16 protein-coding genes are annotated in these 26,152 nt (G+C 59.6%); 8 read left to right on the top strand and 8 right to left on the bottom strand.

The window, feature by feature from the left end; genetic code table 11:
* Positions 1–177: 177 nt before the first annotated feature.
* Both ABIA48_RS09525 and ABIA48_RS09520 read right to left on the bottom strand, forming a co-directional pair.
* Complete coding sequence (locus ABIA48_RS09525) at positions 178–2,589, bottom strand: glucose/quinate/shikimate family membrane-bound PQQ-dependent dehydrogenase (protein ID WP_429488194.1); 2,412 nt, start codon at positions 2,587–2,589, stop codon at positions 178–180.
* Positions 2,590–2,803: 214 nt separating this feature from the next.
* Complete coding sequence (locus ABIA48_RS09520) at positions 2,804–4,186, bottom strand: carbohydrate porin (RefSeq protein WP_429488192.1); 1,383 nt, start codon at positions 4,184–4,186, stop codon at positions 2,804–2,806.
* Positions 4,187–4,457: 271 nt separating this feature from the next.
* Between ABIA48_RS09520 and ABIA48_RS09515 the strand changes: the two genes are divergently transcribed.
* Positions 4,458–4,688 (top strand): VF530 family DNA-binding protein, encoded by a 231-nt coding sequence (locus ABIA48_RS09515; RefSeq protein ID WP_429488190.1) that lies wholly within the window; start codon positions 4,458–4,460, stop codon positions 4,686–4,688.
* Between the two features lie 2 nt (positions 4,689–4,690).
* Positions 4,691–5,332 (top strand): Pr6Pr family membrane protein, encoded by a 642-nt coding sequence (locus ABIA48_RS09510; RefSeq protein ID WP_429488188.1) that lies wholly within the window; start codon positions 4,691–4,693, stop codon positions 5,330–5,332.
* A gap of 173 nt (positions 5,333–5,505) precedes the next feature.
* Here the strand turns inward: ABIA48_RS09510 and ABIA48_RS09505 are convergent, their stop codons facing one another.
* Entirely contained in the window at positions 5,506–6,291 is a 786-nt protein-coding gene (locus ABIA48_RS09505) for a siderophore-interacting protein (RefSeq protein ID WP_429488186.1), read from the bottom strand.
* Positions 6,288–6,863, bottom strand: coding sequence for a PadR family transcriptional regulator (locus ABIA48_RS09500; RefSeq protein ID WP_429488184.1), 576 nt, complete (start codon positions 6,861–6,863; stop codon positions 6,288–6,290). Before ABIA48_RS09500 ends, ABIA48_RS09505 begins: the two co-directional genes overlap by 4 nt.
* A 519-nt stretch (positions 6,864–7,382) precedes the next feature.
* Here ABIA48_RS09500 and ABIA48_RS09495 point away from each other — a divergent pair.
* The 5 genes from ABIA48_RS09495 (at position 7,383) to ABIA48_RS09475 (ending at position 13,133) form a co-directional block, all read left to right on the top strand.
* Positions 7,383–7,874: a CS1 type fimbrial major subunit gene (locus tag ABIA48_RS09495; RefSeq protein WP_429488182.1), complete on the top strand. Its 492-nt coding sequence runs from the start codon at positions 7,383–7,385 to the stop codon at positions 7,872–7,874.
* Positions 7,875–7,984: 110 nt separating this feature from the next.
* Positions 7,985–10,507: a CS1-pili formation C-terminal domain-containing protein gene (locus ABIA48_RS09490; RefSeq protein ID WP_429488180.1), complete on the top strand. Its 2,523-nt coding sequence runs from the start codon at positions 7,985–7,987 to the stop codon at positions 10,505–10,507.
* A gap of 27 nt (positions 10,508–10,534) precedes the next feature.
* A complete protein-coding gene (locus tag ABIA48_RS09485) occupies positions 10,535–11,791 on the top strand; it encodes a hypothetical protein (protein WP_429488178.1) in 1,257 nt (418 codons plus the stop codon).
* Positions 11,792–11,850: 59 nt separating this feature from the next.
* On the top strand, positions 11,851–12,594 hold the full coding sequence (locus ABIA48_RS09480) for a molecular chaperone (protein WP_429488176.1): 744 nt from the start codon (positions 11,851–11,853) through the stop codon (positions 12,592–12,594).
* Between the two features lie 47 nt (positions 12,595–12,641).
* Entirely contained in the window at positions 12,642–13,133 is a 492-nt protein-coding gene (locus ABIA48_RS09475; protein ID WP_429488174.1) for a CS1 type fimbrial major subunit, read from the top strand.
* 442 nt (positions 13,134–13,575) lie between these two features.
* Here the strand turns inward: ABIA48_RS09475 and ABIA48_RS09470 are convergent, their stop codons facing one another.
* From ABIA48_RS09470 to ABIA48_RS09460, 3 genes are all read right to left on the bottom strand, one after another.
* A complete protein-coding gene (locus ABIA48_RS09470) occupies positions 13,576–18,687 on the bottom strand; it encodes an NEL-type E3 ubiquitin ligase domain-containing protein (protein WP_429488172.1) in 5,112 nt (1,703 codons plus the stop codon).
* Positions 18,688–18,834: 147 nt separating this feature from the next.
* Positions 18,835–21,984: a transglycosylase domain-containing protein gene (locus ABIA48_RS09465; RefSeq protein ID WP_429488170.1), complete on the bottom strand. Its 3,150-nt coding sequence runs from the start codon at positions 21,982–21,984 to the stop codon at positions 18,835–18,837.
* Between the two features lie 288 nt (positions 21,985–22,272).
* The gene (locus tag ABIA48_RS09460) at positions 22,273–22,731 is read right to left on the bottom strand and encodes an REP-associated tyrosine transposase (protein WP_008000210.1); all 459 of its coding nucleotides are present in this window, start codon (positions 22,729–22,731) and stop codon (positions 22,273–22,275) included.
* Between the two features lie 551 nt (positions 22,732–23,282).
* Here ABIA48_RS09460 and ABIA48_RS09455 point away from each other — a divergent pair.
* Positions 23,283–24,704: an amino acid permease gene (locus tag ABIA48_RS09455; protein WP_429488168.1), complete on the top strand. Its 1,422-nt coding sequence runs from the start codon at positions 23,283–23,285 to the stop codon at positions 24,702–24,704.
* A gap of 136 nt (positions 24,705–24,840) precedes the next feature.
* Here ABIA48_RS09455 and ABIA48_RS09450 read toward each other — a convergent pair whose 3' ends face one another.
* On the bottom strand, positions 24,841–25,986 hold the full coding sequence (locus ABIA48_RS09450; protein ID WP_429488166.1) for an OpgC family protein: 1,146 nt from the start codon (positions 25,984–25,986) through the stop codon (positions 24,841–24,843).
* Positions 25,987–26,152 lie beyond the last annotated feature (166 nt).

Raw genomic sequence — 26,152 nt, 5'->3', positions numbered from 1 at the left:
GCTGTGCGCGGTCAATTGTGGGAGCGGGCTTGCTCGCGAAGAGGGAGTGTCAGTCGATGTAAATGTTGTCTGGCGCACCGCATTCGCGAGCAAGCCCGCTCCCACAGTTGTTCGGCTGAGGACAAAAAAAGGCGACGTCCTCACGGGCGTCGCCTTTGTTTTGACTGCCGCTAAAACTTACTCGGACAGTTTGTACGCAATCACATAGTCACCCATTTTGGTGCCCAGTGAGCCGTGGCCACCGACGACCAACAGCACGTACTGCTTGCCGTCCTTGCCGGTGTAGGTCATCGGCGTAGCCTGACCGCCAGCCGGCAGGCGCGATTTCCAAAGTTCCTTGCCGGTGTTGACGTCATAGGCGCGCAGGTATTGATCCAGCGTGCCGCTGAGGAAGCCGACGCCGCCGGCGGTGACTATCGAGCCGCCCATGCTTGGCACGCCGAGTGGCAGGCCGATAGGCAATGGCGAGCTGTCGCGGCTGGTGCCGTTCTTGCGTTTCCACACGACTTTGCTTGTGGTCAGGTCGATGCCGGCCACGTAGCCCCAGGCCGGAGCCTGGCACGGTACGCCGAACGGCGACATGAACGGGTGCATGATCACCGCGTAAGGTGCGCCGGTGTTCGGTTGCACGCCCGCGGTTTCGCTCTCGCGCTTGCTGCCGACCGCGACTTCGGCACGAGGCACCATTTTCGAGACGAAGGCCATGTAGTTCGGGCTGGTGAACAGCATCTGGCGAACCGGGTCGACCGAAACTCCGCCCCAGTTGAAGACACCGACGTTACCCGGATAGATCAGGCTGCCCTGTTCCGACGGCGGGGTGTACTGACCTTCGTAACGCAGCTCCTTGAACTGGATGCGGCACAGCATCTGGTCAAACGGGCTGGCGCCCCACATGGCTTTTTCGGTCAGTTCCGGGGCCAGCAGGTTCAGGTCCGAACGGGCCTGGGTCGGCGCGGTGTGGTCACCTTTCACGGCGCCTTGCGGCACCGGGATTTCCTTGATCGGGATGATCGGCGTGCCGTCACGACGGTCGAGTACGTACAGGCTGCCTTGCTTGGTCGGTTGGATCACCGCCGGCTTGATGCCGTCGGCGGTTTTCATGTCCAGCAGGGTTGGCTGGCTGCCGACGTCCATGTCCCACAGGTCGTGGTGAGTGAACTGGTAGTTCCAGCGCACCTTGCCGGTGGCCAGGTCCAGCGCGACCAGGCCGGCACTGAATTTTTCGGCGCCCGGGGTGCGGTCTGCGCCCCACTGGTCAGGGGTCTGGTTGCCCAGCGGCAGATAGACCATGCCGAGTTTTTCGTCGACGCTAGCCAGCGACCACATGTTGGCCGAATTGCGGCTGTAATGTTCGCCCTCTGGCAGCGGTTCGGTCGCGTCAGGATTGTTGCTGTCCCAGTTCCACACCAGATGACCGTCGTGTACGTCATAGGCACGGATCACGCCGGATGGCTCGTTGGTCGACTCGTTGTCGGTGACGTGGCCGCCCATGATCACCAGGTCGCGGGTGATCGCTGCCGGCGAGGTGGCGTAGTAGCCACCGGGGGTGAACGGTCCGATGCCTTGAGTCAGGTCAACCACACCGTTTTTACCGAAACCTTCGCAGACCTTGCCGGTGTCGGCGTTGAGTGCGATCAGGCGTGCATCGGCGGTTGGCAGGTACAGACGACGCGGGCAAGCCTGGGCGACGGCTTTGCCGGCTTCAGAGATGACGGCGGAGGCAGCGTTTTCAGACTTGGCATAGGCCGCTTCGTCGTAGTACGACACGCCTCGGCAGGTCATGTGGGCAAAGCCTTTGAAGCCCACCGGGCTCTTGATCTGCGGGTCGAAACGCCACAGTTCCTTGCCGGTGTCCGGGTCCAGCGCCAGCACCTTGCTGTGGGCGGTGCAGGCATAGAGCATGCCATTGGCCTTGAGCGGGGTGTTTTCGTTGGTCAGCTCCACCGGGTCATCGGCGGTTGGCAGATCGCCAGTCTGGATACGCCAGGCTTCTTGCAGCTTGCCGACGTTGGCCGGGGTGATCTGCTTGAGTGGCGAATAGCGGTCACCGAATTCGCTGCGGCCATAGGCCTGCCAGTCGCCTTCAGGCATCTGCGGCGCGGTACTGGTCATGTCCGCGGTGTCGCGGCCCAGTTCGCCGAGTGTCTCGCCCGGATGGGTGAACTGGCTGGCTACGGCGGTGGCACCGGCCAGGACCACGGCCACGCTCAAGGCGCCTGTGCCCATAGGAGCAGTGCCGTTGATCAGCAATGGACGACGGAACCACGGCAGCAGCATCACCACGCCGAGGGCGAACCACAGCGCCAGGCGTGGCACCAGTTGCCACCAGTCGAGGCCGGCTTCCCACAGTGCCCAAACAGTACTGGCGAACAACACCAGTGCATACAGGCCCAGCGCGGCACGGCGCGCAGCGATCAGCAGGAGGCCGGTCAGCGCGATACCGATACCGGCCAGCAGGTAATACAGCGAGCCGCCGAGCATGCTCAGCTTGATCCCCCCGGCCAGCATGGCCAGGCCCATTAGCAGAAGCAGGATACCGAGCAGGCTCGGCAACAGACGGCTTCGACTCAAGGCACCATCAGTGCTCATAGTGTGGTTCTCCGTGATGTTTCAAGTAGTCCCGCGCAAGTTCACTGTAGATGATGATCCTGTGCGGGCAGGGTTCAGTTGCAATGTGTTCGGTTACCGCAATCCTTGTGGGAGCGGGCTTGCTCGCGAAAGCGCTGGTTCAGTCAACATTGATGTTGAGGCTGCCGACCCCTTCGCGAGCAAGCCCGCTCCCACATGGGTTTTGTGTTGTTGGTCAGAACGACGACTGGACCTTGATCCCGCCGATCAGCGCGTCGTCGACCTGGTTCACGCCACCGGGGTGGCGGATGTATTGCAGGTTCGGGCGCACGGTCAGCCAGTGGGTGACGTGCACGCCGTAAAAGAGTTCGGCGCTGTATTCGGTGTCCTGCGGCGGCAGGAAGGCCGGGTCGTCGAAGTCGAAGACGGCGTGGGCCTGATTGGTCGCCTCGGCATTCTTGCGAAAGGCCGGGTTGACGTGGACGCGGGCCATGGCAAAGCCGATGTCGTCCCTGGCGCGCGCGTCGAACGGGCCTTTGTAGACGAGGCCCGCCTGGACGTAGTTGTCGATCGCGTTGGTTTTCTTGTCGTGCATCGTGCCGTTGGCGAACAGGCTCAGGCCGCGGGAGTGGTCGCTGGCGATGCTGGTGACTTGCTGCTGAAGGCCGAGCCACACGCCGTGTTTGCTCGAGGCACTGCGATAGGCCTCGCCACTCAGGGCGGCAGGCTGGCCATTGCTGTCCTTGTAGACATCGGTGGCGCTGGCGCTACTGTAGTAGTAGCCGGCGCGGTACTCGCCCGGCAGGCCGTTGAGTTTCGGCGTCCACACCAGCTCCACCGGCAGGACCGCGCCCTGGGTGCCGCTGCCGCTGAGCTTGAAGCCGTTGCCGCGATCCAGGTTCGACGAGTTTTGCTCATACGCGCCGACCTGCGCGTACAGCTGCGGCGTCAGCTGATATTTGACCCGCAGCGCCCACTGGCTGACCGGCCAGTTGTACCAGATGTCGCCCGCCCAGTTACCGACCTGGGAGCCGCAGAACGCCAGGTTCTGGAAGTCGCAGGGGAAGCTGTTGAAGTCTTCGCCTTCACCGAAACGGCCGGCCTTGATGTCGAGTTTCTGGTCGAAGAATTTCTGCTGATACCACATTTGCGTCAGGCGCCAGGTCTGGCCACGGCCCCAGACTTCCTGGGCCGAGGTAAAGCCGCCGACACGCGGATCGTTGATGCGGTCGTTGCTGATGTTGTTGCCGCTGCGTTCGGTGATGGTCAGCTGGAACTCGGCGGCGTCCCAGCCGAGGATCTTCTGCAAGTCCAAATGAGTGCCGAGGGCAAACTGGTCGCTGTAGCGCGCGGTGCGATCGTGGTCGTAACCGCCGTGCAGATTGCTGCCCATTTCGCCGGTGTAATCGACTTTGAAGTCGTAGCCTTTTTCCGCGAGTTCGGTGCGAGTGCCGTTCCAGTCGCCGAGCATCCAGGGGGAGTCGCTATCGAAGGCAGGTGCCGAGTGAGCGCAAGTGGCAAGGCCCAAAGCGGTGAATCCGCCTATCAGGTTCAAGGTTTTTCGGCAGGCAACAGGCTTAAAGACAGCGCTGTCTTTCGGAAGTTGGAAATCAGGCATAAAGAAGAAATTCTTGATCTTTTTCTGGGGATTAACGGAAGAAATGGCTAGCAGAAGCGATTCAGCGAAAGCGGGCGCAAGGATAATGTTCTGTAACAAATAGAGAAAGGGCTTTTACTGACATGCATCCTTTCGGATTCGGTAATAGTTGCAGGAGCGAGCTTGCTCCTACATCTACAGATTCACCTACATTTGATAGATCGCTTCCCCCCGACGAAGCCCTCGGCTAAGGTGCGCGGCTTCCAATTCCCACTCTGCTCGAAGGCCTGGCATGACCGAACACAACACCGATCCGTTGCATGGCGTGACGCTGGAACAGATCCTCAACGCGCTGGTTGAGCACTACGAGTGGTCGGGGCTGGCCGAGCGCGTCGATATCCGCTGCTTCAAGAGCGATCCGAGCATCAAGTCGAGCCTGACGTTCCTGCGTAAAACCCCGTGGGCGCGGGAGAAGGTCGAACGCCTGTATGTGAAGTTGATGCGCACCAAACGACCGCTTTGAACATGGTCAATCCGTCTGTGTTACGCCGTCGTCTTGTGGCCGTGGCTGCCATGCTCGGCTGGGCGGGATTGAGCATCCAGATGTACCTGATTTTCTATTCACGCTGGACGCTGGGTGCCAGCCTGATCGGCGGGCTGGTGAGCTTTTTCAGCTATTTCACCGTGCTGAGCAACACCCTGGTGGCGACCGTGCTGACCTGTGAATGGACATCCCGCGAGTCAGCCGCGCGCCGCTGGTTCTTGCAGCCCTGGGTCAGCAGCGCGATTGCCGTGAGCATCGCCGTGGTCGGCCTGGCGTACAACCTGTTGCTGCGTCACTTGTGGCATCCCGAAGGCTGGCAGTGGCTGGCCGATGAGCTGTTGCACGACATCATGCCGTTGCTGTTTCTCGGTTATTGGTGGACCTGCGTGCCCAAGGGCACATTGCGCGTGTGGCATATCGCAGTGTGGGTGATTTACCCGCTGCTGTACTTCGCGTACTCGCTGCTGCGCGGGCATTTGCTGGCGGTATATCCATATCCATTCATTGATGTGGAGAAGCTGGGTTATCCACAGGTGTTTATCAACGCCGGGGGATTGTTGGCGGGCTTCGTGGTGATTGCGCTGTTGCTGGTGGGGTTGGATCGCTGGCGTGCTCGAATGTAACCGCGGATATGGCGGTGTGGAATGCTTTTTGTGGCGAGGGGGCTTGCCCCCGTTCGGCTGCGAAGCAGTCGTAAAATCTGCTCGTACGGTGATTCAGATAAACCTCGTTGCAGGTTTTAGCACTGCTGCGCAGCGCAACGGGGGCAAGCCCCCTCGCCACAGTGTGACGCCTGTTACTCCTCGTCGTTGTCGTCCAACTTCCAGTAGCCAACCGCCTTGACGAACTGCTCGTCCAGCCCGTGCTCATCGAGCAACACCCGACGAATCTGCCGCGAGACTTTGCTCTCGGTCGCCACCCACGCGTACAGGCTGCCGGCCGGCACCTGAACCTGGCGCACGGTGGTCAGCAAATGATCCTTGCCACCTTCGCGCAGCACCCAGATCACGTTGACTTCGGCAGCGCTGTGCAGCACTTGCTGCTCCTTGCCGTTCTCCACTTCGATGATCACCAGGGCACGCCGATTGGCCGCCAGCCCTTCGAGGCGTCGGGCGATGGCGGGCAGGGCGGTTTCATCGCCGATCAGCAGATAGCTGTCGAAGATGTCCGGCACGATCATCGAACCCCGGGGCCCGCCGATGTGCAGGAACTGCCCGGGTTGGGCCTGTTCGGCCCAGGTCGAGGCAGGGCCGTCGCCGTGGAGCACGAAGTCGATGTCCAGTTCCAGCGTGTCGGGGTCATAGCGGCGCGGGGTGTAGTCGCGCATTTCAGGCAACGGACCGTTGGCCCTGCCGGCGCCCGGCACCAGGGTTTCCAGCGCTGCCGCTTGCTCGGCGTTCTGCGGGAACAGCAGCTTGACGTGGTCGTCCGTCCCCAGGCTGATAAAGCCAGCCAGCTCAGGCCCGCCCAGGGTAATCCGGCGCATGCGCGGGGTCAGGTCGACCACCCGCAGCACTTCCAGGCGACGGCGTTTGATCTCGTGCATGACACGGTGAATGATTGGGGTCTGGACTTCAGTCATTCGACTTTCTCCGGGGCAGCTTGAACAGCAGGGCCGTCGACGATGGCCTTGGCGGTGTTGTTGAGCAGGGTGGCAACGCGCTGGATTTCTTCCGGACTCCAGCGGCCATGGTGCAGTTGCAGGGCGTGGCGCAGGTTGTGCACCGCTTCGTGGATTTCCGCCGGGCGATCATGGCCACGCAGCGAGCGTTTGCTGACATCGATGCGCACCCGCACACCTTCAAGGGCGACGGCTTGCTCGGTCAGGGACTGGCGTCCGGCGTCCGTCACGCTATAGCGCTTTTTCCCGCCTTCGGCGTCGCCCTGGATCATTTCGCTTTCTTCCAGAAAGGTCAGGGTCGGATAGATCACGCCGGGGCTGGGGCTGTAGGCGCCGTCGAACATGCCTTCGATCTGGCGGATCAGGTCGTAGCCGTGGCAGGGCTGTTCGGCGATCAACGCCAGCAGCAGCAGTTTCAGGTCGCCGGGGGCGAACACTCGCGGGCCGCGACCACCGCGTTCGCGACCGGGACGTTTCTCGAAGCCGTCACGGCCATCGCCGTGTTCGCGATGGGGGGAATGATGGTCTCTCATTTTTTGCTTTCTCTCGTCATGTTTAGATACAACTTAAGATATATCTTATGACGAGTGCAAAGGCTTCAGACCAACGGTTCCTCCTTTTCTGGCGAGGAAGTCAATCCGAAGAGGGCAAAAACCTGGTCGGTTTCAATTTCAATCAGCTGTTAATTCTGAGTAATTAGTGTTAACTCTCTAATGTAGTGATATGGGCCTTTAATTGTGGGGGGGTGTAGTACTGGTCCTACAGAAGTTGCATGCCGGTAGACGTGTCGTGAACAGTGTGATTTGCATGTTTTGTAGTCCGCCTCTTACAGCTATTCTTTTATTATTTTATTAATTCGGGTTTTTTCACGCTAGCGCTGTGGCGACATGGCTACAACTTCGTCAGAGCTTTCCTGCTTACATTCATTGGGAATTACTTGAATATCTGCCGGCGTTGAAAGTTCAGGAAAGAAACACCCTGCGGCTATGCAGTCGAGATCAGGGGGCAAGGACTTCAATGAGCCAATCCTTAGATAAGAAGACAGGTATTAAATGATGTTCAAGAAAATCGCGATGACTGCTCCACTGGCCATTCTGGCGTTGAGCTCCTCCATGGCTTTTGCCGCCGGGGAAGCGCGACACTCCATCAGTCTGGTTGCCACTGTGCCGGAAAACGGCTTCTACGTGACGCCTGTCGATCCGGACCTGGTCAACAAGGATCAGGACATGAGCCCGCGCGTTGGCTCCAACACCCTGACGCCTGTTACCGGCTTTTTCGATGTGCGTAACAACAACGGCTCGATACACGCCAGCGTAGAAGGCACGCCGCGTCTGTACGGCGGTGCGAACATTATCCCCCTGGTCGTTGCATTCAATGGCTATACGCTCACCAATACACCGCAGATGGTCGTGGGTGAGTCAGAGTCCGACGTGAACTATCGCGCACCGATCAGCATCAGCGCGGTGGGTAGCAACCATCCTGCGGGCGACTACACCGGCTCCGTCGCTATCGTTTATGACGCCGTTCCTCCTGTTGCACTCTAAGCGTCACGCAAGACCCTGAAACGCTTACTTGTCCAAGTAACGCAACCGGTCGGTCAATACGTGTGTTGGCCGGCCGGGCTTTAATCTATTGGTAATTAGAGTACGTGTTCATGTTCCCGATGACGCCCATCGCGGCTGCGCTTGCGTTGCTGCTTTGTAGTAGTGCATTTGCAGCGCCCGCGACTGTTGCTAATACACCGAGAAGTTTGTTGTCCCAGGCCAAAGGTTTGCCAGCGGACTTCGAAGAGCACTTCTTTGATGTTCCATTAGCGGTGCGGGTTGAACTTGATAAGCAGCCACTTGGCGAGGCCATGATCATATTGTCTCGCGACGATCGTATTACCTTACTTGAATTCACCGACACCAGTGACAGTAACATTGGTGCCGTCGAACGTGACACTTGGGCAACTTACCTGAAGTCGGGCGTGGCCCTTGGCCCCTGCACAGGTACGTGTCCGGAACAAATGCAGGCGATCCACTACAACCTGCAAAATTCCCTGGTGTCCATCGGTACCGAGAATGCCGAACGCGACACTGAAGCCAAGCGCTACTACGAGCAGCCCGAGGGCGGCAGCAGTGGCCTGATGGTACGCAATCAGCTCAATCTCAATGGTGGCCAGGATCAGGACCTGGGTGGTCGTTTTGGCCTGGAGGCCAGTGGCAGCCTGGGCAACTGGACCCAGACGTTCAACACGCAACTGGCGCGTCTGGGTGGGCCGGATGACAAGCTTTATTACGCCATCCACGAACTCCACACTCAACGTGAATTGCAAGGCAGCTTTTTCCGCCTGGGTTTCTTCACCCCCAATTCCGAAGGCTTGACCCGTCAGCCGCGTACCTTCGGCACCAGCCCCGATACCGCGGTGGGTCTGATGTTCGGCAGTTCCGACAGCCTGGCCATCGACAGCCCCAAACCGAGCGTCTATCCGATTTATGTCACCGCCAACCGCCAGGCTTCAGTGGAGATTTTTCGCGATGGTCTGCTGATCAACACTCAATCGGTGCCGGCCGGATTACAGACCCTCGACACCCGACCATTGCCCGGTGGTATCTACGAAGTGGAAGTGCGCCTGATCGAGGACGGTCAGATCACCTCCACGACCCAGGAGCTGGTGTACAAGCCGAACAACTGGCGCAACTTCGATGAGCGCTGGCGCTACAACCTGTTTGCCGGAGAGGAGCGCAAACTCTTCAGCAACTGGGATCAACAGGCCAGCGGCGATGCAACGGCGGGCGCGTCGATCAACTACCTGCTGCACCCCAGGGCCATTCTCGGACTGTCGCTGCGTCAAGTACGCGAGAAGCTGCAATACGGTAGCTCCATCGACTGGACCCTGGCCAACAGCACCAGCCTGTACGCCAACGTGTATCAGACTGAAGATCACGGCACGGGTGTCGATCTGCAAGGCCTGTACAATTTTGGCTCCGGCAGCCTGGTAGTCAGTCACAACCGCAGCTGGCTCGACACCACACACACCTACGACACCCTGCCCGATGGCACCCGGGTGCGGCAAAAAAATGTGTTCACCGGTCAGACCAGCAATTCATCCCTGGCGCTGAACCACCGCATCAGTCGCAAAAGCTCGGTCAATGCGCGGGTATCCCACAGCGAAGGCAATGTCGAAGGCGTTGGCGTGGACCTGGGTTGGACGCAACGCGGTGAACTGTTTGGCAGTGACGCGCAATGGCGTTTGTCGCTGTTCGATCGCCCGGGTAGCTTCAGCAGCGGCGATGATCGCAATCGCGGGGTCGACCTGAGCGTCAACCTTGCGCTGGGTGCACCGGGCCAACAAATATCCGGCAGCCTCGGTTCGCGCACGGCCCGTGACGGCAGCCGTGACACCAACGCTTCGCTGGGTTACCGCAAGGATTTGCAGGACCACGTGCTGCAGAGCGTCTCGGTCACTGCACTCACTGACACCTATGGCGTCGGCTTGTCGAGCCTGGCGAACTTCAGTACAGACTCGGTCAGGGGCGACGGGTTTGTTCAGCGCTCCTCTTTCAACGGCAACTTCACCGGTGGCCTGAACCTGGACAGCACGGTTGCCATCGGCGGCCAACAAATAGTGATGACCAGCCAGCCTCAGGGGCGCGGTGCCGGAATGATCGTCGACGTCGAGTCCGACATCGACGGGATTGCCCTGCGCGCCGATGACTTGAGCGGCGGCAGCGCCGCCTTGCGACCAGGGCGTAATTTCATCCCCATCACCGCTTACAAGAACAGTTCGGTGAGCTTCGACTTCGAAGGCAACCACGTCCCGGCGGCGACCATCGAACCGGCGCGCACCCGTTATCACCTGAACAAGGGCGGGGTGGAGTACCGCAAGGTACGGGTGATGAAAACCCTGACCGTGCTCGGTCGCCTGCTCGACCCTCAAGGTCGGCCGCTCAAGGGGCATCACGTGATCAACCACGCCAGCCGTGGCGTGAGCGAAGTGGACGGCTTCTTCTCCATGGAAATGAACGCGGGCTCGCCGACCCTGGAAGTGCGTTACGCCGATCAGTTGCTGTGCCAGTTCCGACTCGATACCGGCAAGTACCGCAGTGAAAACGACGTGCTGATGATCGGTGATTTGCGTTGCAGCCCCGATACGTTGGCTGACGTTACCTTCAGCCGAAACAAAGCGGGTTGAATCCTGTTCTTTCATAGAGTGGCAATCATGATTTTTTCGACTTATTTGCCTGGATTGATACTTCGTGGCCGATGGCTTGGACTCGTGGGGGCGATCGCAGCATCGTCAGCCGGTGCCGTCACCCAGGAAATCAGGGCGTTGTTCACCCCCGACCCCAGCAACCCTCAAAGCAACAAGTTCATCAATAAAACCCCGGTTAGCGGCTATTGCGCCGACTACCCCGACCAATGCGCGGCCCACAATACGTTCAGTATTCGCGTCCCCATGCGATTCGAATCCACCAAGGCGATTCAACCCGGTGCGGCCCAGCGCCAAGGTGCGATGTTCAAAGTGCCGACGCAATGGCGGGCATTGACGGTGACGAATGCCGATACAGGGGAAACAGAGCAAGTAGAGGTGCGTATTGCGGGTATCGGGCTCGATTACATATTGAGCGACACCGCCGCGAATCTGACGGGAGCTTCGAATGCCGGCGATGGCCACAGGAGTTTGTGGAATGGCAGCAGTTGGGTAAATGCGGCACCACCATGCACCTACAGCGGTGTCGGTGCTTACGGCAACAGTAGCTATCGTTTTTTCTGGAAAACCCCGGTCGAAGGGGTTTGTGCCAAAGTAGCCCGGTTCCTGATTCCAGCAATGTCCTACGACACCCTGGATTTTTCCTACGAACTTCGAACGCCCAACCCGCTGGGCATGTCGTCAGGTTTATACACCGGCAGTTTGAATTATCGCATCGGCCCTTATGGTGATTTCGACATGGGCGATGTCATGGTGCCGGACGATTCCAGCCTGGCGCTGAATTTCGTCCTCGACGTGCAACACACTCTCAAAGTCGATATCCCTCCCGGCGGTAACAAGGTCGAACTGGTGCCGGAAGGTGGCTGGCAAAGCTGGCTACAAAGCGGGCGCAGACCGGTGAGGGTGTTCCGCGACCAGACCTTCAATATTTCGGCATCATCGCGATTCAAGATGCAGGTGCAGTGTGAGACCTATCTTTCCCAGTACTGCGTGATTCGCGACCCGGTTTCACCACGACGAGCCATTGAGATGGACATCAGTGTCAGCTTGCCCAATGGCTTGACTGATCTTTCCGGACAACCGGTCAGGCGCAGTCCCATCCATACGCAATTGTCGCCAACCTTCCAGCCTGCGATCTACGTGGATCGGGCTCCCGGCGTGTTGCACTTCGAAATCGGGCCCTCATGGGTGTGGTACATGCTGCAACCCGGAGGGGGGCTCAATTACGTCGGAAATGTCACAGTGATCTGGGATTCGGAAATCTGATGGGCTGTTTATCGAGTTATCGAGCCAGCTTTGTATTTAATGTCATGAGGTACAAGGTTATGAAGCGTCTGTTTGCGCTGGTAAGTCTGGGCGGGTTTTCCCTGGCCGTTCAGGCGGCGCCCAACATCAATGTCGGGACGGTTTACGACTATCTGGATGGCGATAAAAGTACCTATTTGAAACGGGTGTTCAATGGTGGCGACAGCACGGCTTTCGTCAAGGTCAACATTCTGGAAATCATCTATGACGCCGATGGCACGCCCCGCGAAGTGCCGGTCAAGAGCCAGGCCGATGCCAGCGCCCGCGATGGATTGATGGCCAGCCCCGCGCGGCTGATCGTGCCCGTCAATGGCATGCAGGGTTCGCGACTGTTGTATATGGGCGAGCGTGAAACCGAGCGGTATTTTCGCGTGCGCTTCGTACCCGTGGTGCCGGAAAAGGAGGACGAGTTCGCCGTTTCCGAGGAGGATCGCGACACCTACAAAAAGAACCTGTCGGCGGGGGTCAACGTGATGGCCGGTTTTGGCACGGTGTTCTTCGTGCGGCCGAAGAACACTCGTTACGACAGCGTGATCGATGACGGGCCTGGCACTTACAGCATTCGCAACAACGGCAACACCGTGGTGGTGATCGACGAGTTCAAGAACTGCTCGTTAAAGGTCGAAACGGAATGCGAGCCGACTACCAAGCATCACATTCTCTCGGGCAAGCGTTTCCAGTTCGAGAAAAAGCCCGGTCGTGAGTACCGTTTCAATCTGATCGAGGGGCAAGCCAAAAAGACCCTGCGCGTTGCCAGCCGGTAGCCCCGACCCGTGTTGCTGCGGTTTTCTTTGATGAACAGGTACCAGACATGATCAAGCAATGGGTTGTCGCGGCATCGTTGGGTGTCGCGACGCTGATGAGTTCCCAGGTGTTCGCGGTGCGGGAAGTACACGAGTTCGAAGTGTCGGTGAATATTCCCACCTTGGCGTTTTACGTGATCCCGTCGGAAACGGACTGGATTCATCGCGAGCAGAGATTGCCGTGGAATCCTCATACGTCGACCTTGGGTGGTTTGCACAAGTATTTCGACGTCAAGCACGACACCAGCGCGATTGAAGCGCGGCTGGAGAGCGAAGCTTATATTTCCAACGGCAATGACGGCGGGAACATTTATTTGCGGGTCAGTTTCAACGGTCAGGAGCTGAGCCACGCTCAGCCCCGGCAAGTGGTCTCGGCAGAGGAAGCCATGGCGGGCAGCCGGGTGCGGTTGGATATCGAACCGACGATCCCCACGGGAGGTTATAAACCAGGCAATTACTACGGCAACGTGCTGTTGGTGTTCAGTGCCGTGGCGCCCTGATCCCATTAAAAAACGTGACAGGAAGGGCATCGACCTTTATCGCATGACAGGGAGTCATGATCGAAGATGAAATCAGTGAAAGTTTGCAAAGCCTTCCTCCATGGCGGCGCAGGGTGGGTATTGTTGTGTGCACTGACCGTTGACTCGGCCATCGGCGCGACCATGGACATCCCGTTTCGCAGCGTGCCGTACGGGTGGAACTCAGCGTCACCCTGCCCGATGGCTTGACCGATCTCACTGGCGTACCGGTCAAGCGCCGTCGTCTGATGACATTGGAGCGACGAAAATCCTGTGGGAGCGTGGCTTGCCCGCGAAGCATGCAGCGCGGTTTTTCAGGTACTACGCGTCATCGTTTTTCGCGGGCAAGCCACGCTCCCACAGGTTCTGCGTCTTAAATTTCCAGGTACAGCATCTGGCAATGGTCGGAACGTTCTGGGCGTTATCAATGACCTGCCATTTTCAATGTCATTCGGGTCAGGCGTCGCGCCAGCTCCTTTTCTTCGTCGAAAAGGTCGTTGATCAATCGGTTGTACACCTCATCGGTCATTTCCTTGCCGGTGAACACAACCGATTCGGGGACAGGAAGCTGCCGGGCCAGTTCTTTGAGTTTTTCCCCGAGCTGGTTTTTGTATTCATCCGTGCGGTGCCGGGAATGAGCCCATTCGTATTGCGTCTGCCGCAAATCCGCCAGTAACCCGGCCTTGACCACCGCGTACAACTCGGTGTTTTCCTCAAATGCTCGCGGGTGGGTCGCGCGCAGGTATTCAGCCCAGAAGCGTTGCTCCAGCATCTGGTTCACCAGTCCGTCACCGTACTCCAGTGACAGCACCGCGCCGTAGGCTTGATCGATCATGCTCTCGCTCACGCCGGCAAGCGGCCGGTAAAGCATGTTTCGCGATTGCCAGGGCAGGTCCAACCGACGGGCCAGACCGGTCTGGTAGGCCAGATAGACCTCGACTTCATCCGGTGTGAGGCCGCTGGCCATCCGTTCCTGCATGTCTGCCCGGGCAATCTCGTTCACATGATCCAGACGCGCCGCGCTCCGGGCCAGGGTCACCAGTTGACGTTCGAGCATTGTCGGCGAGGTGTTCAACGACCTGGCTTCCGAGGCCAGCACTTCCAGCCCCATGTTGTTGAACAACTGCGCGCCGGCATCGGCGCAATTAACGGGTGAGCTGGCCATGGTGAAGAGCCTGTTCCTGAGCTCGGCATCCATGTCGGCGGCATCGATCATTCGCCATACCCGCTTGGCCAGCTCGATTCGAAACTCGCCTCCCGCTCGATAATCAGCAGACAGGGTAAGGCCGCGAATCACCGTGAAGAATCCCGCCGAGTCCGGTTCATCGGCCAGATCCCCCCAGGCCTCGCTGCGGTATCGGCCAAGGCCAGGAGAGGGGGTCCACCATTCGCGGTCATCAGGGATCGGCCAATAGGCCAGATCGTTGTTGGTGGCAGGCGGATAGTCGTGCCGGGGGCTGAGGCCCACAGACCTCCTGAGGTCTTCGTAGGCAAACCGGTTCACGTCGCTGAGCGCTTGCGCGTCAAGCCGGGTGCGCGCGACCACAAAGGCATCGTTCGAGCCCGGGACTACATCGGGAATACGCGCCAGCGGGTTGTCCTGCAAGTCGAGGAAAAAACCGCGCGGTCGAGGTTTGGCGAACGTGCCTCGGGGCCAGGTGTCGATGCCGGTGCCACGCAGGCTGACGATCATCAGGCCGGGCATGCGTCCAATGTCCGGTAGCGCGCCCAAGGGGTTGCGATCCAGTCGGAGGGTTTTCAGGTAGGTCAGGCGGCTGAGTTGTTCAACGCTTTGCGCTGTCAGGCGGATGTGGTTGTCGTTCAGGCGCAGGGTCGACAGAACGTGCATCGCGGTGATGCCACGCGGTATCTCAATCAGTTCACAGCCTCTGGCGCTTAATTCGTCCAGGTGCGCAAAATCCTTTAACAGACCGCCCGGTTCGCTGGAGAAACTCGTATTGTCCAGATTCAGGACCGAGACCTTGTCGAGAAAGCGCTTGAGATCGGGCTTGTGTTTCCACCAGGTCTCAAGATTGACACTGCCCAGTTCCATCGATAGATCAAGACGATAACCACCGTGGGGATGCAGGCTGCGTTCATCGAACACCTGGCTTCGACGTTCGAAACACTCGATCAGCCGTTCGGTGATGTGGCGTCCACCGCCGTCGCGAAAACCCTGGGGGTCAGGCCCCCAGACGTCGGGTTGCTGATAACTCCACTGATTGAGGGTGACGCGCAGGTCGTCGAGTTCATCCTCAAGCGCCGAAAGGGCGGTCAGGGGGTCACCTTGCGCGCTCAACGCTTCAATGAAACTCGTGGCCTCCTCGACGCTGAAGGTCGGGTAAAGGTCGCGAACCCGCCGGTCCAGCGAGGCGGGACCGTCCTTGCTCAGGCCCCCACCCTGTAACAGCAGGGTGGTGATCCGGTCACGCTGCGAGCGAATCGGTAGGTCGGCGAGCGCGGTTCTGCGGACTTCAGGGGTGACGAGGATTTGCTTGAACCAGTGTTTGAGCGCCTTGCCCTGGCCGAGCTGGAAACCCAAGGCGTTGCGCTGATCCTGCGACATTGCACGCAGCAACGACTCATAGAGGCTGCTGGCCCCGTAAAGGCGATTGTCCTGGTCGAACACTTCATATTTGTTGCGTACGCCGCTGCTGACGAACGTCCTGACCCGGGTGGCAGATTGCGCGCCAACGCTGCAGCGCAAGCTACCGTGCGGGGAGCCGTCGCGGATGTCGACACGCAGGTCGGTGAATACGTCGCTGCGCAGTCTCAGCGTATTCAGGAGCAGACGCTCGGTGTCCGCGGTTAACCCCGAATGCCCATAAAGGCTCTCGGTTGCCCGGACCGCGCGCACTTCGAAATTCAGTTCACGGGCCTGATTTTTTATACGCAACGGAAGGCGTTTTTCGCTGAGCATCGCGAGGCGTTCCGCACCCGTGACATTGGCCAACAGTGTTTGGCTGATGCTTGAGGGCAGTTCGGGGAACGCGTCTCTGAGTAGCCTCACTTGCGGATCGCGGGTTTTTTCCCGGGCGCGATAAGTCTGTTTGGCCAACCTGTTCATATGGTCTTCAACGTAGTCGGCCAGTTGATTGCGCAAGGCTTGGGCCTGATGCGCCGGTGGCACGTCGGGGCCGAGCATGACGGCGAGTTCGGGCTCCTGCAGAAACGCCACCACGCGTTCGGGCAACTGTCCGGCCATGACCTCTGTCAGCGTGATGCTGAGGGTGTTCGAGGGTGAGGCGTCGGGATTGCCATAGAGGCGGTCCTGGGCCGAAGCGCTGGTTTGATGAAGCACGCGCAGGGCCTTGTCCTCAGGCCAGCCGGGCAGCTCGGTCACGGTTTGTTCGAACCAGGCCGAAGCCGGATCAGGCATCAGCGGCAGACCACTGCGAATCTGTTCTTCCAGCCGGGCGACATCTTCATACGCCTCGAAGCGTTTCAGCGCATCGGCCAGCAGCGGCGGTGGTGCGTCAGACTCGACGTACATCCGCCGCAAGGCATCGTGATCGGTGCCGCTGATGGCGCGGATCTGCTCCAGTTCGCCGTCGCTAAAGCGCTCGACCGAATGCCCGAGCCGGCGCATCAGTTGGTGTTCACTCCAGGCTCTGGGCTGTTCGCCTTCATGCACGAAGGCACCCAGGCCATTGTGCTTTACCTGCGGTCGATAAGCGTCCGGCCGCCGGGGATGAATCACCCGCATCCGGCCGGAGGGTTCTCGCTCGATCTCAAGGAGTTTGCCCTCGTGAGGCAGAATGGATTTGCCTTGATGCCGATGCAGCCCCCAGGCATCAGGCGTTGAATCGGCGGGCAATGACAGGTTGTGCTGTTGGTAGGGCGTGAGATCGGGGTGCCAAAGGCGTTGGCTGCCATCAGGCAATTGCACCGGTTTCATCGCGTCGATGAACGGTGAAGAGAGGGATTTGCCCAGCTCGGCGGCGCTGCCGAAGATGCCCAACTGAACCAGGTTTTCGACAATGCCCAAGACATGCCCGGCCGCTTCGGTGGTCTGTCCTTCAGCCCAGTCCACCACGCCTTCGAACACCTCATCCGTCAGTTGATAAGCGGTGTACGCCAGCATCAGCTCACCGAGCACCGGCACGAACGGCGTGACCACGAACAGGGCAGCGTTGAAAATGTCCGAAAGCATCTTCTCCAGGTTGTCCCACCAGGCCCAACGCGCCATGCGGTCGGCATCCTGGGTGGAGATCGCGAGGTCGCGGGCATCGTTGACGATCTTGTTGAGCCGGGTACGGAACAGGTATTGCCAAAGGTCGTCATGGACCGGGTCGGGCGAGCGGTTTTGATCGTCATCGGTGATCGCCTGGACGCTGAAACTCAGGTTGGGATGGTCCACCGGCGTATCCCTCCAGACGGGGCCGCCGGCCTGACGATCTCGTTGCTGCCATTGCACCGTGCTCAAGCGTTGATTGAGATTGGCGAAGAAATGCCCTCGTTCCTGGTGGGGCACGAACTGGCTGAAGAACTGTTGATAACTGAACCCGGCCGATGGCTCTCCGTTGGCGGGTTTTTCTTCGCGCAACTGGCGAGTCAGTTCGGCCATGAACTCGGCGGGCGAGGGGTATTCCTTGAGTGGGTGTTGGTTGTCGTGTGGCACATAGGCGATCAGGCGGCCGGGAGAGCCACCCGGTCCAGGATCGGTTGTGATCAGCACAATGCCCGCCAGCACCGTTTCCATCATGGCCAGGTTGTAGTAGCGCACGTGCTTGCCGTCGAGCTTCAAATCCCGTTGGCCGTGGACCAGACCGAGGATGAGTCGATGGGCGTGTGCATCAATGTGTTTATTGAGCAGTGCCAAATGTGCCGCTGCTTTCAACGCGGCTTTTTGGCTGGCAGTGACCGCCGTGCGAACGTTGTTGGCCACCAGGGGGCTGTCGAATCCGAGGGCCTGACGCAATGCGTGCTGGTAGCGGGCCCCGATGTTCAGATCACGGCAGATGGCCTTGAACGTTTGGGCGGTAAGCGCGGCTCCCGTGATGGTGTGGTTGATGTGCAGCGTTTTCATCTGTCCGCGCGGGTCCGGCGCGTCAAGAAAAGCAAAGTCCGAAAAGGTTTCTTCGTCCGAGAAGTTGTGCAGGGCCGCGTTCAGCAACGAGACCGTCCTGACCTTGGTGCCACCCTTGAAGTCATGCACCCACCATGGGCGGCCGACGGCGGCATAAAGCCGCAGGTAGGTGTTCCTGACGTCAATGTCGCCGTAGTGCTTGCTCAGCGCTTTTTTCAACAGGGGTTCGGCAAACGCATAAACATCCGCCAGGTTCTCAAGCAGGGCGTCCACGGCGTTCTGGGTAGACCAGTGCTCGGATATCGCCTCTCTGAGCTGATGATGAGCGGAACGGGCATGGAGTTTGAACGGAGCGAAGTTGTGCGGGGCAGCCTTTAATGCACGAGCGTTGACAGGGGAAATGTCGGTGATCCAGGCGGGCAACGCCTGAGCGATCCAGGCGTCATTAATGCCGTCCTGGTTTTTGGTGTTGCGGCGTCTTTGATCAATCCTTGATAAATTCGTCATGTGCTAACCGTCAAAAGCTGTAATCAGGCTCTTCAGGTTAGGCAGGTACTGCGGTCGAAAAAAAGCGTAAATACAGGGTTGGATTACCCCGAAAGAAGCTTCGATCCAACGATAAATAAAGAGCGAAAAATACGGGAATACCACCTTTTAACGTGCAGATGTGCCCAGTGCGGTCGCGGATTGGGTGACGACCGGCGAACCTGCTCCTGCACCGCACATTGTGTGGGTGCCCGGTTGCAGGTACGGCGTCAGTATCGGCGCCATGCCCTTGAGCACCTGCACCGGCAGCGCCGAGGTGAAGGTGAAGCTTTCCGCCGAGCGTCCCGGTACGAAGGCGGTCAGGGTGCCGAAGTGGTGATCGCCGATATAGAACACGAAGGTCGCCGTGCGGTTGAGCGATTTGGAGCTGAGAATCCGCCCACCGGAGCCGATGGCTTCGATGCGGTTGTCGCCGGTGCCGGTCTTGCCGCCCATGGCCAGTGGGGTGCCGTCGGCCAGTTTGAAACTGCCGGCCACGCGTTTGGCGGTACCGGCGTCCACCACTTGCGAGAGGGCTTCGCGCATGGCGGTGGCGACCTCGGATGGCATCACCCGTTTGCCCACATCCGGGTCGTTGATCAACCGGGTTTCGTAGGGCGTGCCCGCGGCAAAATGCAGGCTGTCGATGCGCAGCGTCGGCATGCGCACGCCGTCGTTGAGGATGGTGCCGATCAGCTCGGCCAGGGCTGCCGGACGGTCGCCGGAGCTGCCGATGGCGGTGGCCAGCGACGGCACCAGGTGGTCGAACGGATAGCCGACTTTCTGCCAGCGCTGGTGTATGTCGAGGAACGCTTCGATCTCCAGCATGGTGCGGATGCGGCTGTCGCGGGCGCCCTTGTGCCGGCTCTTGAACAGCCAGCTGTAGACTTCCTGGCGTTCGAACTGGCTGGCCTTGACGATATCGCCCCACTTGGCATCCGGGTGGTTCAGCAAGTAGCCCATCAGCCACAGGTCCAGCGGGTGCACCTTGGCGATGAAACCCTGGTCGGGCAGGTCGTAGGTGCCGGGACCATAGGCTTCATAGAGCCGTTGCAGGCGCTCGTCGGTGAGTTTTTCGGTGAGCTTTTCACCCTGGAGGTGCGAGCGCACGAAGGAGTTGAAGCTTTCCTGGCTGGCCTGCGGCAGCAAGTAGCGGTGTACGGCGGCCATGCGGATCGGCGTCGGGCGCATGCTGTCGAGGAAGGTGTCGAGCCGCTCCTGGGTGTCCTTGTTCTTGTACTTCTTCCAGAACTTGAGCAGGAACGAAGTCCCTTCGCGGTCAGCGAACGAGGCCAGGTATTCCTGGCGCCGCGGGTCGCGGTCGTCCTTGAACAGTTCGGCACTGCTGTTCGGGCCGGAGTAGGTGGTGTAGCGCACCAGGTCACGCATCAGGCGAATGAACGGCAGGTTGATCGACTCGCGCAAGGCGTCGCGCAGGGTCGGTATCCGGCCGTTGTCTTCCTTGCGGAAGTTGTGGAACACATGCAGGCCGCCCCCGGTGAAAAACGCCTCGCCGGGGCTGGCGGAGTATTTGCGGTCCAGGGCTGCACCGAGCATTTTCTGCAGGTCGCGGTCGTTGTTCTCGATCAGGTAATCGACCGCCCAGCGACTCAGGCGGTCCTGATCGGGTACGTCGACTTTCTTCAGTTCCGGGACGCCCATACCGGCGTATTTGTCGTGCAGCTCCGAGATGATTTGCAGGTAGGTGGTGAGCACGCGCATTTTCGCGGTGGAACCCAGTTCCAGTTTGCTTCCTTCGTTGATGTCGAACGGCTGGTCGGTGCTGTCGGTCTGCACCCGCACCCGCGAGCCGTCCGGGGTCAGTTCGAACAGGGTGAAGCTGTAGCGCACCTGGGTGGTGCTGGTGGGGGTCAACAAGCGTTCGCCCATCAGGCCGATTTGCGTCGCATAGGCCGGATCGGCGAGTTTTTTCAGGTACGCGGTGGCCTGGGTTTGCAATTCCCCTTGCAGGGTGCTGGTGGCCGACAGGTCAAGGCGATCGAGGTCGTACAGCGGACGATTGAGCAAACCGGCCAGGCGGCTGCGGGCCACGCTGATGCCTTTGTTGGTTTCGATCGGTTGGATGGTCGGCTGGGTCGCCCAGTCGCGATACGTCACCTTGCTGGCCAGTGCCGCGGCGGCGAACGGCGCATCGATCACATTGTTCTGGGCCAGCAAACGAATATGACTGTCGGTGAGGTCGGCCAACTCATCCCGGCCCTTGGTCAGGTAATGCGACGGGCGGCGCTGGGCAATCATCAGCGACAGCATTTCGCGCAGGGCCAGGCCTTTGTCCGCCATGGTTTTTGGATCCGTCGCGGTGCTGGACAACACTTCGTTGGCCAGTTTGAAGTCGGAGCCGTACCACACGCGCAACCCTTCAGCCATGCCATGCACTTCACCGTGGCCCGGTACGGCCGACAGCGGCACGCTGTTGAGGTAGTCGCGCACCACATTCTGCCGGGCTTCGAGGGTTTGCGGCCCGGCCTGATAGGCGCGTACGGTGGCGGAGACCATCTGGCGAATTTTTTCCGCGCCATTGACCGTCAGACCATCGGGGGAATGCCGGTACTTCTCCAGTTGCGTGGCCAGAGTACTGCCACCGGCGGATTGGCCGGGCACGTGCAACAACTTGGCCACCTGGGACCACGCCGCCATGCCGAACCGCGGCCAGTCCACGGCCGGGTTGGCCAGAGGTTGTTTGGGGTCGAGCAGGAAGCGGTTCTCGATGAACAGCAGGCTGTTGACCACCACCGGCGGAATCGAGGCAAAGGATGAATAAAGCTGCTGCGGATAGTTGTATTGGTACAGCGGCGCTGCACGGCAATCGGTGATCGACAGCCCGGCCTGGATCTTCTCGGCATAGGGTACGAACAGACCCCGATCGCTGTACTTCAATAGCGCCGGGGAAAAGCGGGTTTGCGCCTCAACGATGAAATCGCGCTTGATCAAGCGCGGCAGGAATTCATCCAGCGAGCTGTAGCCCAGGCGCCGATCGAACGGACCGTCGCCCGGATAGCGAATCGCATCGCTGGGGCCGGGTTTGAGCTCATAGCTCAGGGATGCGGCGTATTTGCTGACTTCCCGGGCCTGAAATCTGGAGGTACGCATCTCCCTCGCGGCGGCCAGCCCCACGACAATCGCGATAATCAACAGCAGTAACCAGAACGCTCCCCAACCGTGTTTCGAGCGACGGGGTTTTTCAGGTAACGGCGCTTCATCCACACCTTCAGTCGGGACCACGGTTTTACTCGAATCGGTTTGCCACAAAGCGCCCATAGTCGACTGATCCATTCACGCAGATTTATCGGACTTGTCTGAAGCTTAGACGGTGGATGGCAATGGTGAAAAAAATTGTGAAGGGCAAAATGATGCACGGACGCACCGATAATCAGGCCAATTGAAGCACTTGTGGCGAGGGGGCTTGCCCCCGTTCGGCTGCGAAGCAGTCGCAAAACAGGTGAACTCGGTGTGTCAGAAATCACCAGTCGCAGGTTTTGGCGCCGCTTCGCAGCGCAACGGGGGCGAGCCCCCTCGCCACAAAGATTTTGGTGTAAGGGCGTCCGTTTACAGCCAGCACGCATCCCAGAGCGGGTAGTCGCCAATTTTATCCACAAGCCCAGCCCTGAGTGGATTGGCAACAATGTAGCGGGCGAACGGCAGAAGGTCCTCTCCATCGCGAATGGCCCGGTCGTGGTAGCCGGATTGCCAGAGCGGGCCACGGCGGCCGGTGATTTCGTTCACTTTGCGGGTACAACGTGACTTGATGGCTCCGATAACGCGCCCCAGATTGCTTTCTTCCAGCTGCATCAACCAATGAAAATGATCGGGCATGATCACCCATGCGATGGAATTCACCACGTTGGATTCATGAGCCCGGCGCAGTTCTGCGACAAGTAAGCGTCCCAAATGCCAATCCGAAAAGACCGGTTGACGATCATGGACAACGGCGGTGATGAGATATGCCCGACCGCTTTCGGAATATCGTCCCAGACGCAAGCGGTGGGAGTTGGGTTGAGGTGGCATTCCATTGCTTCCTTTTGAGGGTATCAATTGCACATTCAAGGCTAGTACCCGGTTGTCCAGGTCAGAGCTGCAGGCGTTGAGTGAAAACTCTGATATCTGTGAAGGAATAACGGCATGAAAAGATTGTTGTTGTTGTTGTTGTTGTTGTTGTTGTTGTTGTGGCGAGGGGGCTTGCCCCCGTTACGCTGCGAAGCGGCGCTAATACCTGCGACCGGTGATTGTCTGGTACACCGCGTTTTCCTGTTTTGCGACTGCTACGCAGCCGAACGGGGGCAAGCCCCCTCGCCACAAGTGATGCTGCGGCTGAAGCCTTGTGGTGGTCTGTAATGGCCGAATTAGAGCCTTTTCTAGGGTAAATACAGCTTTGGTCAGGGCATGACGATGCACCATTGTTGTGCAATACTCGGCGCCGCTTTTCCCACTGATTTTGCGGGTTTTTCCTACAAGACAGCTCTGCCCACGAAGCAGGGCCGGTTCGGGAAGCGATGGCTTATCGGTCAGCGCTTCGCCACTCGGTGGCCATATCCAATAACAAGACGAGGATGTCCCCCATGCCCACAGGCAATCACCTGCCCCAAGGCGAGACCGCTCAGGGCGGTCCGCTTAAACGTGAACTCGGCGAGCGGCATATTCGCCTGATGGCACTCGGCGCCTGTATCGGCGTAGGCCTGTTCCTGGGTTCGGCCAAGGCCATCGAAATGGCCGGCCCGGCCATCATGCTGTCCTACATCATCGGCGGTCTGGCGATCCTGGTGATCATGCGCGCCCTCGGCGAAATGGCCGTGCACAACCCGGTCGCCGGCTCGTTCAGCCGTTATGCCCAAGACTATCTCGGCCCGTTGGCGGGCTTCCTGACCGGCTGGAACTACTGGTTCCTGTGGCTGGTGACCTGCGTCGCGGAAATCACTGCCGTGGCGGTGTACATGGGCATCTGGTTCCCCGACGTGCCGCGCTGGATCTGGGCGCTCGCTGCGCTGATCAGCATGGGCTCGATCAACCTGATCGCGGTCAAGGCCTTCGGTGAATTCGAATTCTGGTTTGCCCTGATCAAGATCGTCACCATCATTGCGATGGTGTTCGGCGGCATTGGCATCATCGCCTTCGGCTTCGGCAACGACGGTGTGGCCCTGGGGATTTCCAACCTGTGGACCCACGGCGGCTTCATGCCCAACGGTGTGCAAGGCGTGTTGATGTCGCTGCAAATGGTGATGTTCGCCTACCTCGGCGTAGAGATGATCGGCCTGACCGCCGGTGAGGCGAAGAACCCGCAAAAGACCATCCCGAACGCCATCGGCTCGGTGTTCTGGCGGATTCTGCTGTTTTACGTCGGCGCGTTGTTCGTGATCCTGTCGATCTACCCATGGAACGAAATCGGCACCCAGGGCAGCCCGTTCGTGATGACCTTCGAGCGTCTGGGCATCAAGACCGCGGCGGGCATCATCAACTTCGTGGTGATCACCGCTGCGCTGTCGTCCTGCAACGGCGGCATCTTCAGCACCGGGCGCATGCTTTACAGCCTGGCGCAGAACGGCCAGGCCCCGGCGGGGTTCGCCAGGACGTCGGGCAACGGTGTGCCGCGGCGTGCGCTGCTGCTGTCGATTGGCGCGTTGCTGCTGGGTGTATTGCTCAACTATCTGGTGCCGGAAAAGGTCTTTGTGTGGGTGACGGCGATTGCCACCTTCGGCGCGATCTGGACCTGGGCGATGATCCTGCTGGCCCAGCTGAAGTTCCGCAAAGGCTTGAGCGCCAGTGAACAGGCCGGTCTGAAATACCGCATGTGGCTGTACCCGGTCAGTTCGTACCTGGCGCTGGCGTTCCTGGTGCTGGTGGTCGGCCTGATGGCGTACTTCCCGGACACCCGCGTGGCGCTGTATGTGGGACCTGCGTTCCTGGTGCTGCTGACGGTGCTGTTCTACGTGTTCAAGCTGCAACCGACCAATGTGTCGCAGGGTGCGGTGCGTTCGGTTTCGTAAGTTGTAATGCGTGAAACATAAAAGCCCCGGTCGACAATGATCGGGGCTTTTTGTTTTGAAGTCGCCGCAGCACCATTGATTGCAGGATGCGTTTCACCCGCCACACATTCCCTGTAGCAGCAGGCTTCGCCAGCTGCTACAGGGGGATACTGTTTGCCGAAGGCTGCGATCTTTTGATTGTCTGGTTCAAACGCTTGTTGAACTCAAGCCACGTCGCCAGCAGCGCCATCAACCCGGCCCCTACCAGCGCCGTGAAGATCTGGATGGCGAAAGCATCGTCGGTCAACGCATTGACCATGTCCGCCAAGGGCGCCAGCAGCACGCCCAGGCAGAAAACCTCCAGCGAGAAACGGCCCATGCGGCAGCATTGTTGCGCCAGCCAGTTTTGCGTCCATCCACTGTCGGGAATCAGTTTCGCCGTGACGTAGGCCAGTGCCAGGAAATGCAGCAGGCGCACAGGGGAAAGATCGGTCTTGCTGATGGGGTACAGGAAGTTTTGCACGCTGGCCGGGACCACGGCATCGTGAATCTCCGGCCAACGCCACAGGACGGTCAACACCCCCGCGGTCACTACATACAGCGCCGCACCCACAAACAACGGCTGGCGTACCAGCGGGCGAGATTCGGGCAAGCGCGGGCGCTGGCTGTAGATCGCAGCAGCACCGCCAAGTACGAACAGCAACTGCCAGGCAACCGGGTTGAAATACCACACGCCGTCCTTGATGGCCGCCAGGTTCCAGCCAGCCAGCGGCACCATCAGGTACAGCGCCATCGACATCGCGACCACCGCCCAGGCCTTGCGCACCAGCAGCGGCAGCACCAGGGGCAAGCCCGCCAACAGCACGATGTACAACGGCAGCGGGTCCATCAGGTTCGGTTTGAAGCGCAGCAGCAACTCATCGATCAACGCTTGCTGCGGGTTGCTGATGAAGTGATGCATGCCCATTTCCTCCACCAGATCCCGTGTTTCCACGTGGCTGTTGGCGAAAAACACAATGCCCATCAGCATCGCCAGCAGGAAGATATGCACCACGTAGAGCACCCACGCGCGGCGCAGGATTTTCACGCAGGCGATCAGAAAGCCTTCGTGCGCCAGGACTTTGCCGTACGCCAGCACGGCCGCAAAACCTGCCAGAAACACGAAAACCTCGGCCGCATCGCTGAAACCGAAGTTACGCAGGGTGATTTGCCCCAAAGGGTTGTGGGGCACGTGATCCCAAAAGATGAAGATCAGGGCCAGACCACGAAAGAAGTCGATCCGGTGATCGCGCGTTAACGTCATGACAGCAGGCTCGTAACAGCGGGTGAAAATGGGCTTGGCCGCGGGCGCAAAAGGCCGCGCGCCCAAGCGGCGGCGCGCAGGGTGGACTGATTCGCGGGCAATTGCAAAGTCGGGATATTACCGGATGTCTCCGGCGTTGCCCCGAGGCTCAACCGCTGGTCTGAAA

The sequence above is a fragment of the Pseudomonas sp. S30_BP2TU TE3576 genome, assembly GCF_050436025.1.
Taxonomy (GTDB): domain Bacteria; phylum Pseudomonadota; class Gammaproteobacteria; order Pseudomonadales; family Pseudomonadaceae; genus Aquipseudomonas.
This window is presented reverse-complemented; position numbering and strand designations above follow the sequence as displayed.

Bases quoted from the DNA above. Each gene is read 5' to 3' on its own strand.
- ABIA48_RS09495 (WP_429488182.1), top strand. From the start codon at position 7,383: ATGATGTTCAAGAAAATCGCGATGACTGCTCCACTGGCCATTCTGGCG.
- ABIA48_RS09450 (WP_429488166.1), bottom strand. From the start codon at position 25,986: ATGACGTTAACGCGCGATCACCGGATCGACTTCTTTCGTGGTCTGGCC.
- ABIA48_RS09470 (WP_429488172.1), bottom strand. From the start codon at position 18,687: ATGACGAATTTATCAAGGATTGATCAAAGACGCCGCAACACCAAAAAC.
- ABIA48_RS09520 (WP_429488192.1), bottom strand. From the start codon at position 4,186: ATGCCTGATTTCCAACTTCCGAAAGACAGCGCTGTCTTTAAGCCTGTT.
- ABIA48_RS09505 (WP_429488186.1), bottom strand. From the start codon at position 6,291: ATGACTGAAGTCCAGACCCCAATCATTCACCGTGTCATGCACGAGATC.
- ABIA48_RS09500 (WP_429488184.1), bottom strand. From the start codon at position 6,863: ATGAGAGACCATCATTCCCCCCATCGCGAACACGGCGATGGCCGTGAC.
- ABIA48_RS09485 (WP_429488178.1), top strand. From the start codon at position 10,535: ATGATTTTTTCGACTTATTTGCCTGGATTGATACTTCGTGGCCGATGG.
- ABIA48_RS09455 (WP_429488168.1), top strand. From the start codon at position 23,283: ATGCCCACAGGCAATCACCTGCCCCAAGGCGAGACCGCTCAGGGCGGT.
- ABIA48_RS09490 (WP_429488180.1), top strand. From the start codon at position 7,985: ATGTTCCCGATGACGCCCATCGCGGCTGCGCTTGCGTTGCTGCTTTGT.
- ABIA48_RS09465 (WP_429488170.1), bottom strand. From the start codon at position 21,984: ATGGGCGCTTTGTGGCAAACCGATTCGAGTAAAACCGTGGTCCCGACT.
- ABIA48_RS09525 (WP_429488194.1), bottom strand. From the start codon at position 2,589: ATGAGCACTGATGGTGCCTTGAGTCGAAGCCGTCTGTTGCCGAGCCTG.
- ABIA48_RS09475 (WP_429488174.1), top strand. From the start codon at position 12,642: ATGATCAAGCAATGGGTTGTCGCGGCATCGTTGGGTGTCGCGACGCTG.
- ABIA48_RS09510 (WP_429488188.1), top strand. From the start codon at position 4,691: ATGGTCAATCCGTCTGTGTTACGCCGTCGTCTTGTGGCCGTGGCTGCC.
- ABIA48_RS09460 (WP_008000210.1), bottom strand. From the start codon at position 22,731: ATGCCACCTCAACCCAACTCCCACCGCTTGCGTCTGGGACGATATTCC.
- ABIA48_RS09480 (WP_429488176.1), top strand. From the start codon at position 11,851: ATGAAGCGTCTGTTTGCGCTGGTAAGTCTGGGCGGGTTTTCCCTGGCC.
- ABIA48_RS09515 (WP_429488190.1), top strand. From the start codon at position 4,458: ATGACCGAACACAACACCGATCCGTTGCATGGCGTGACGCTGGAACAG.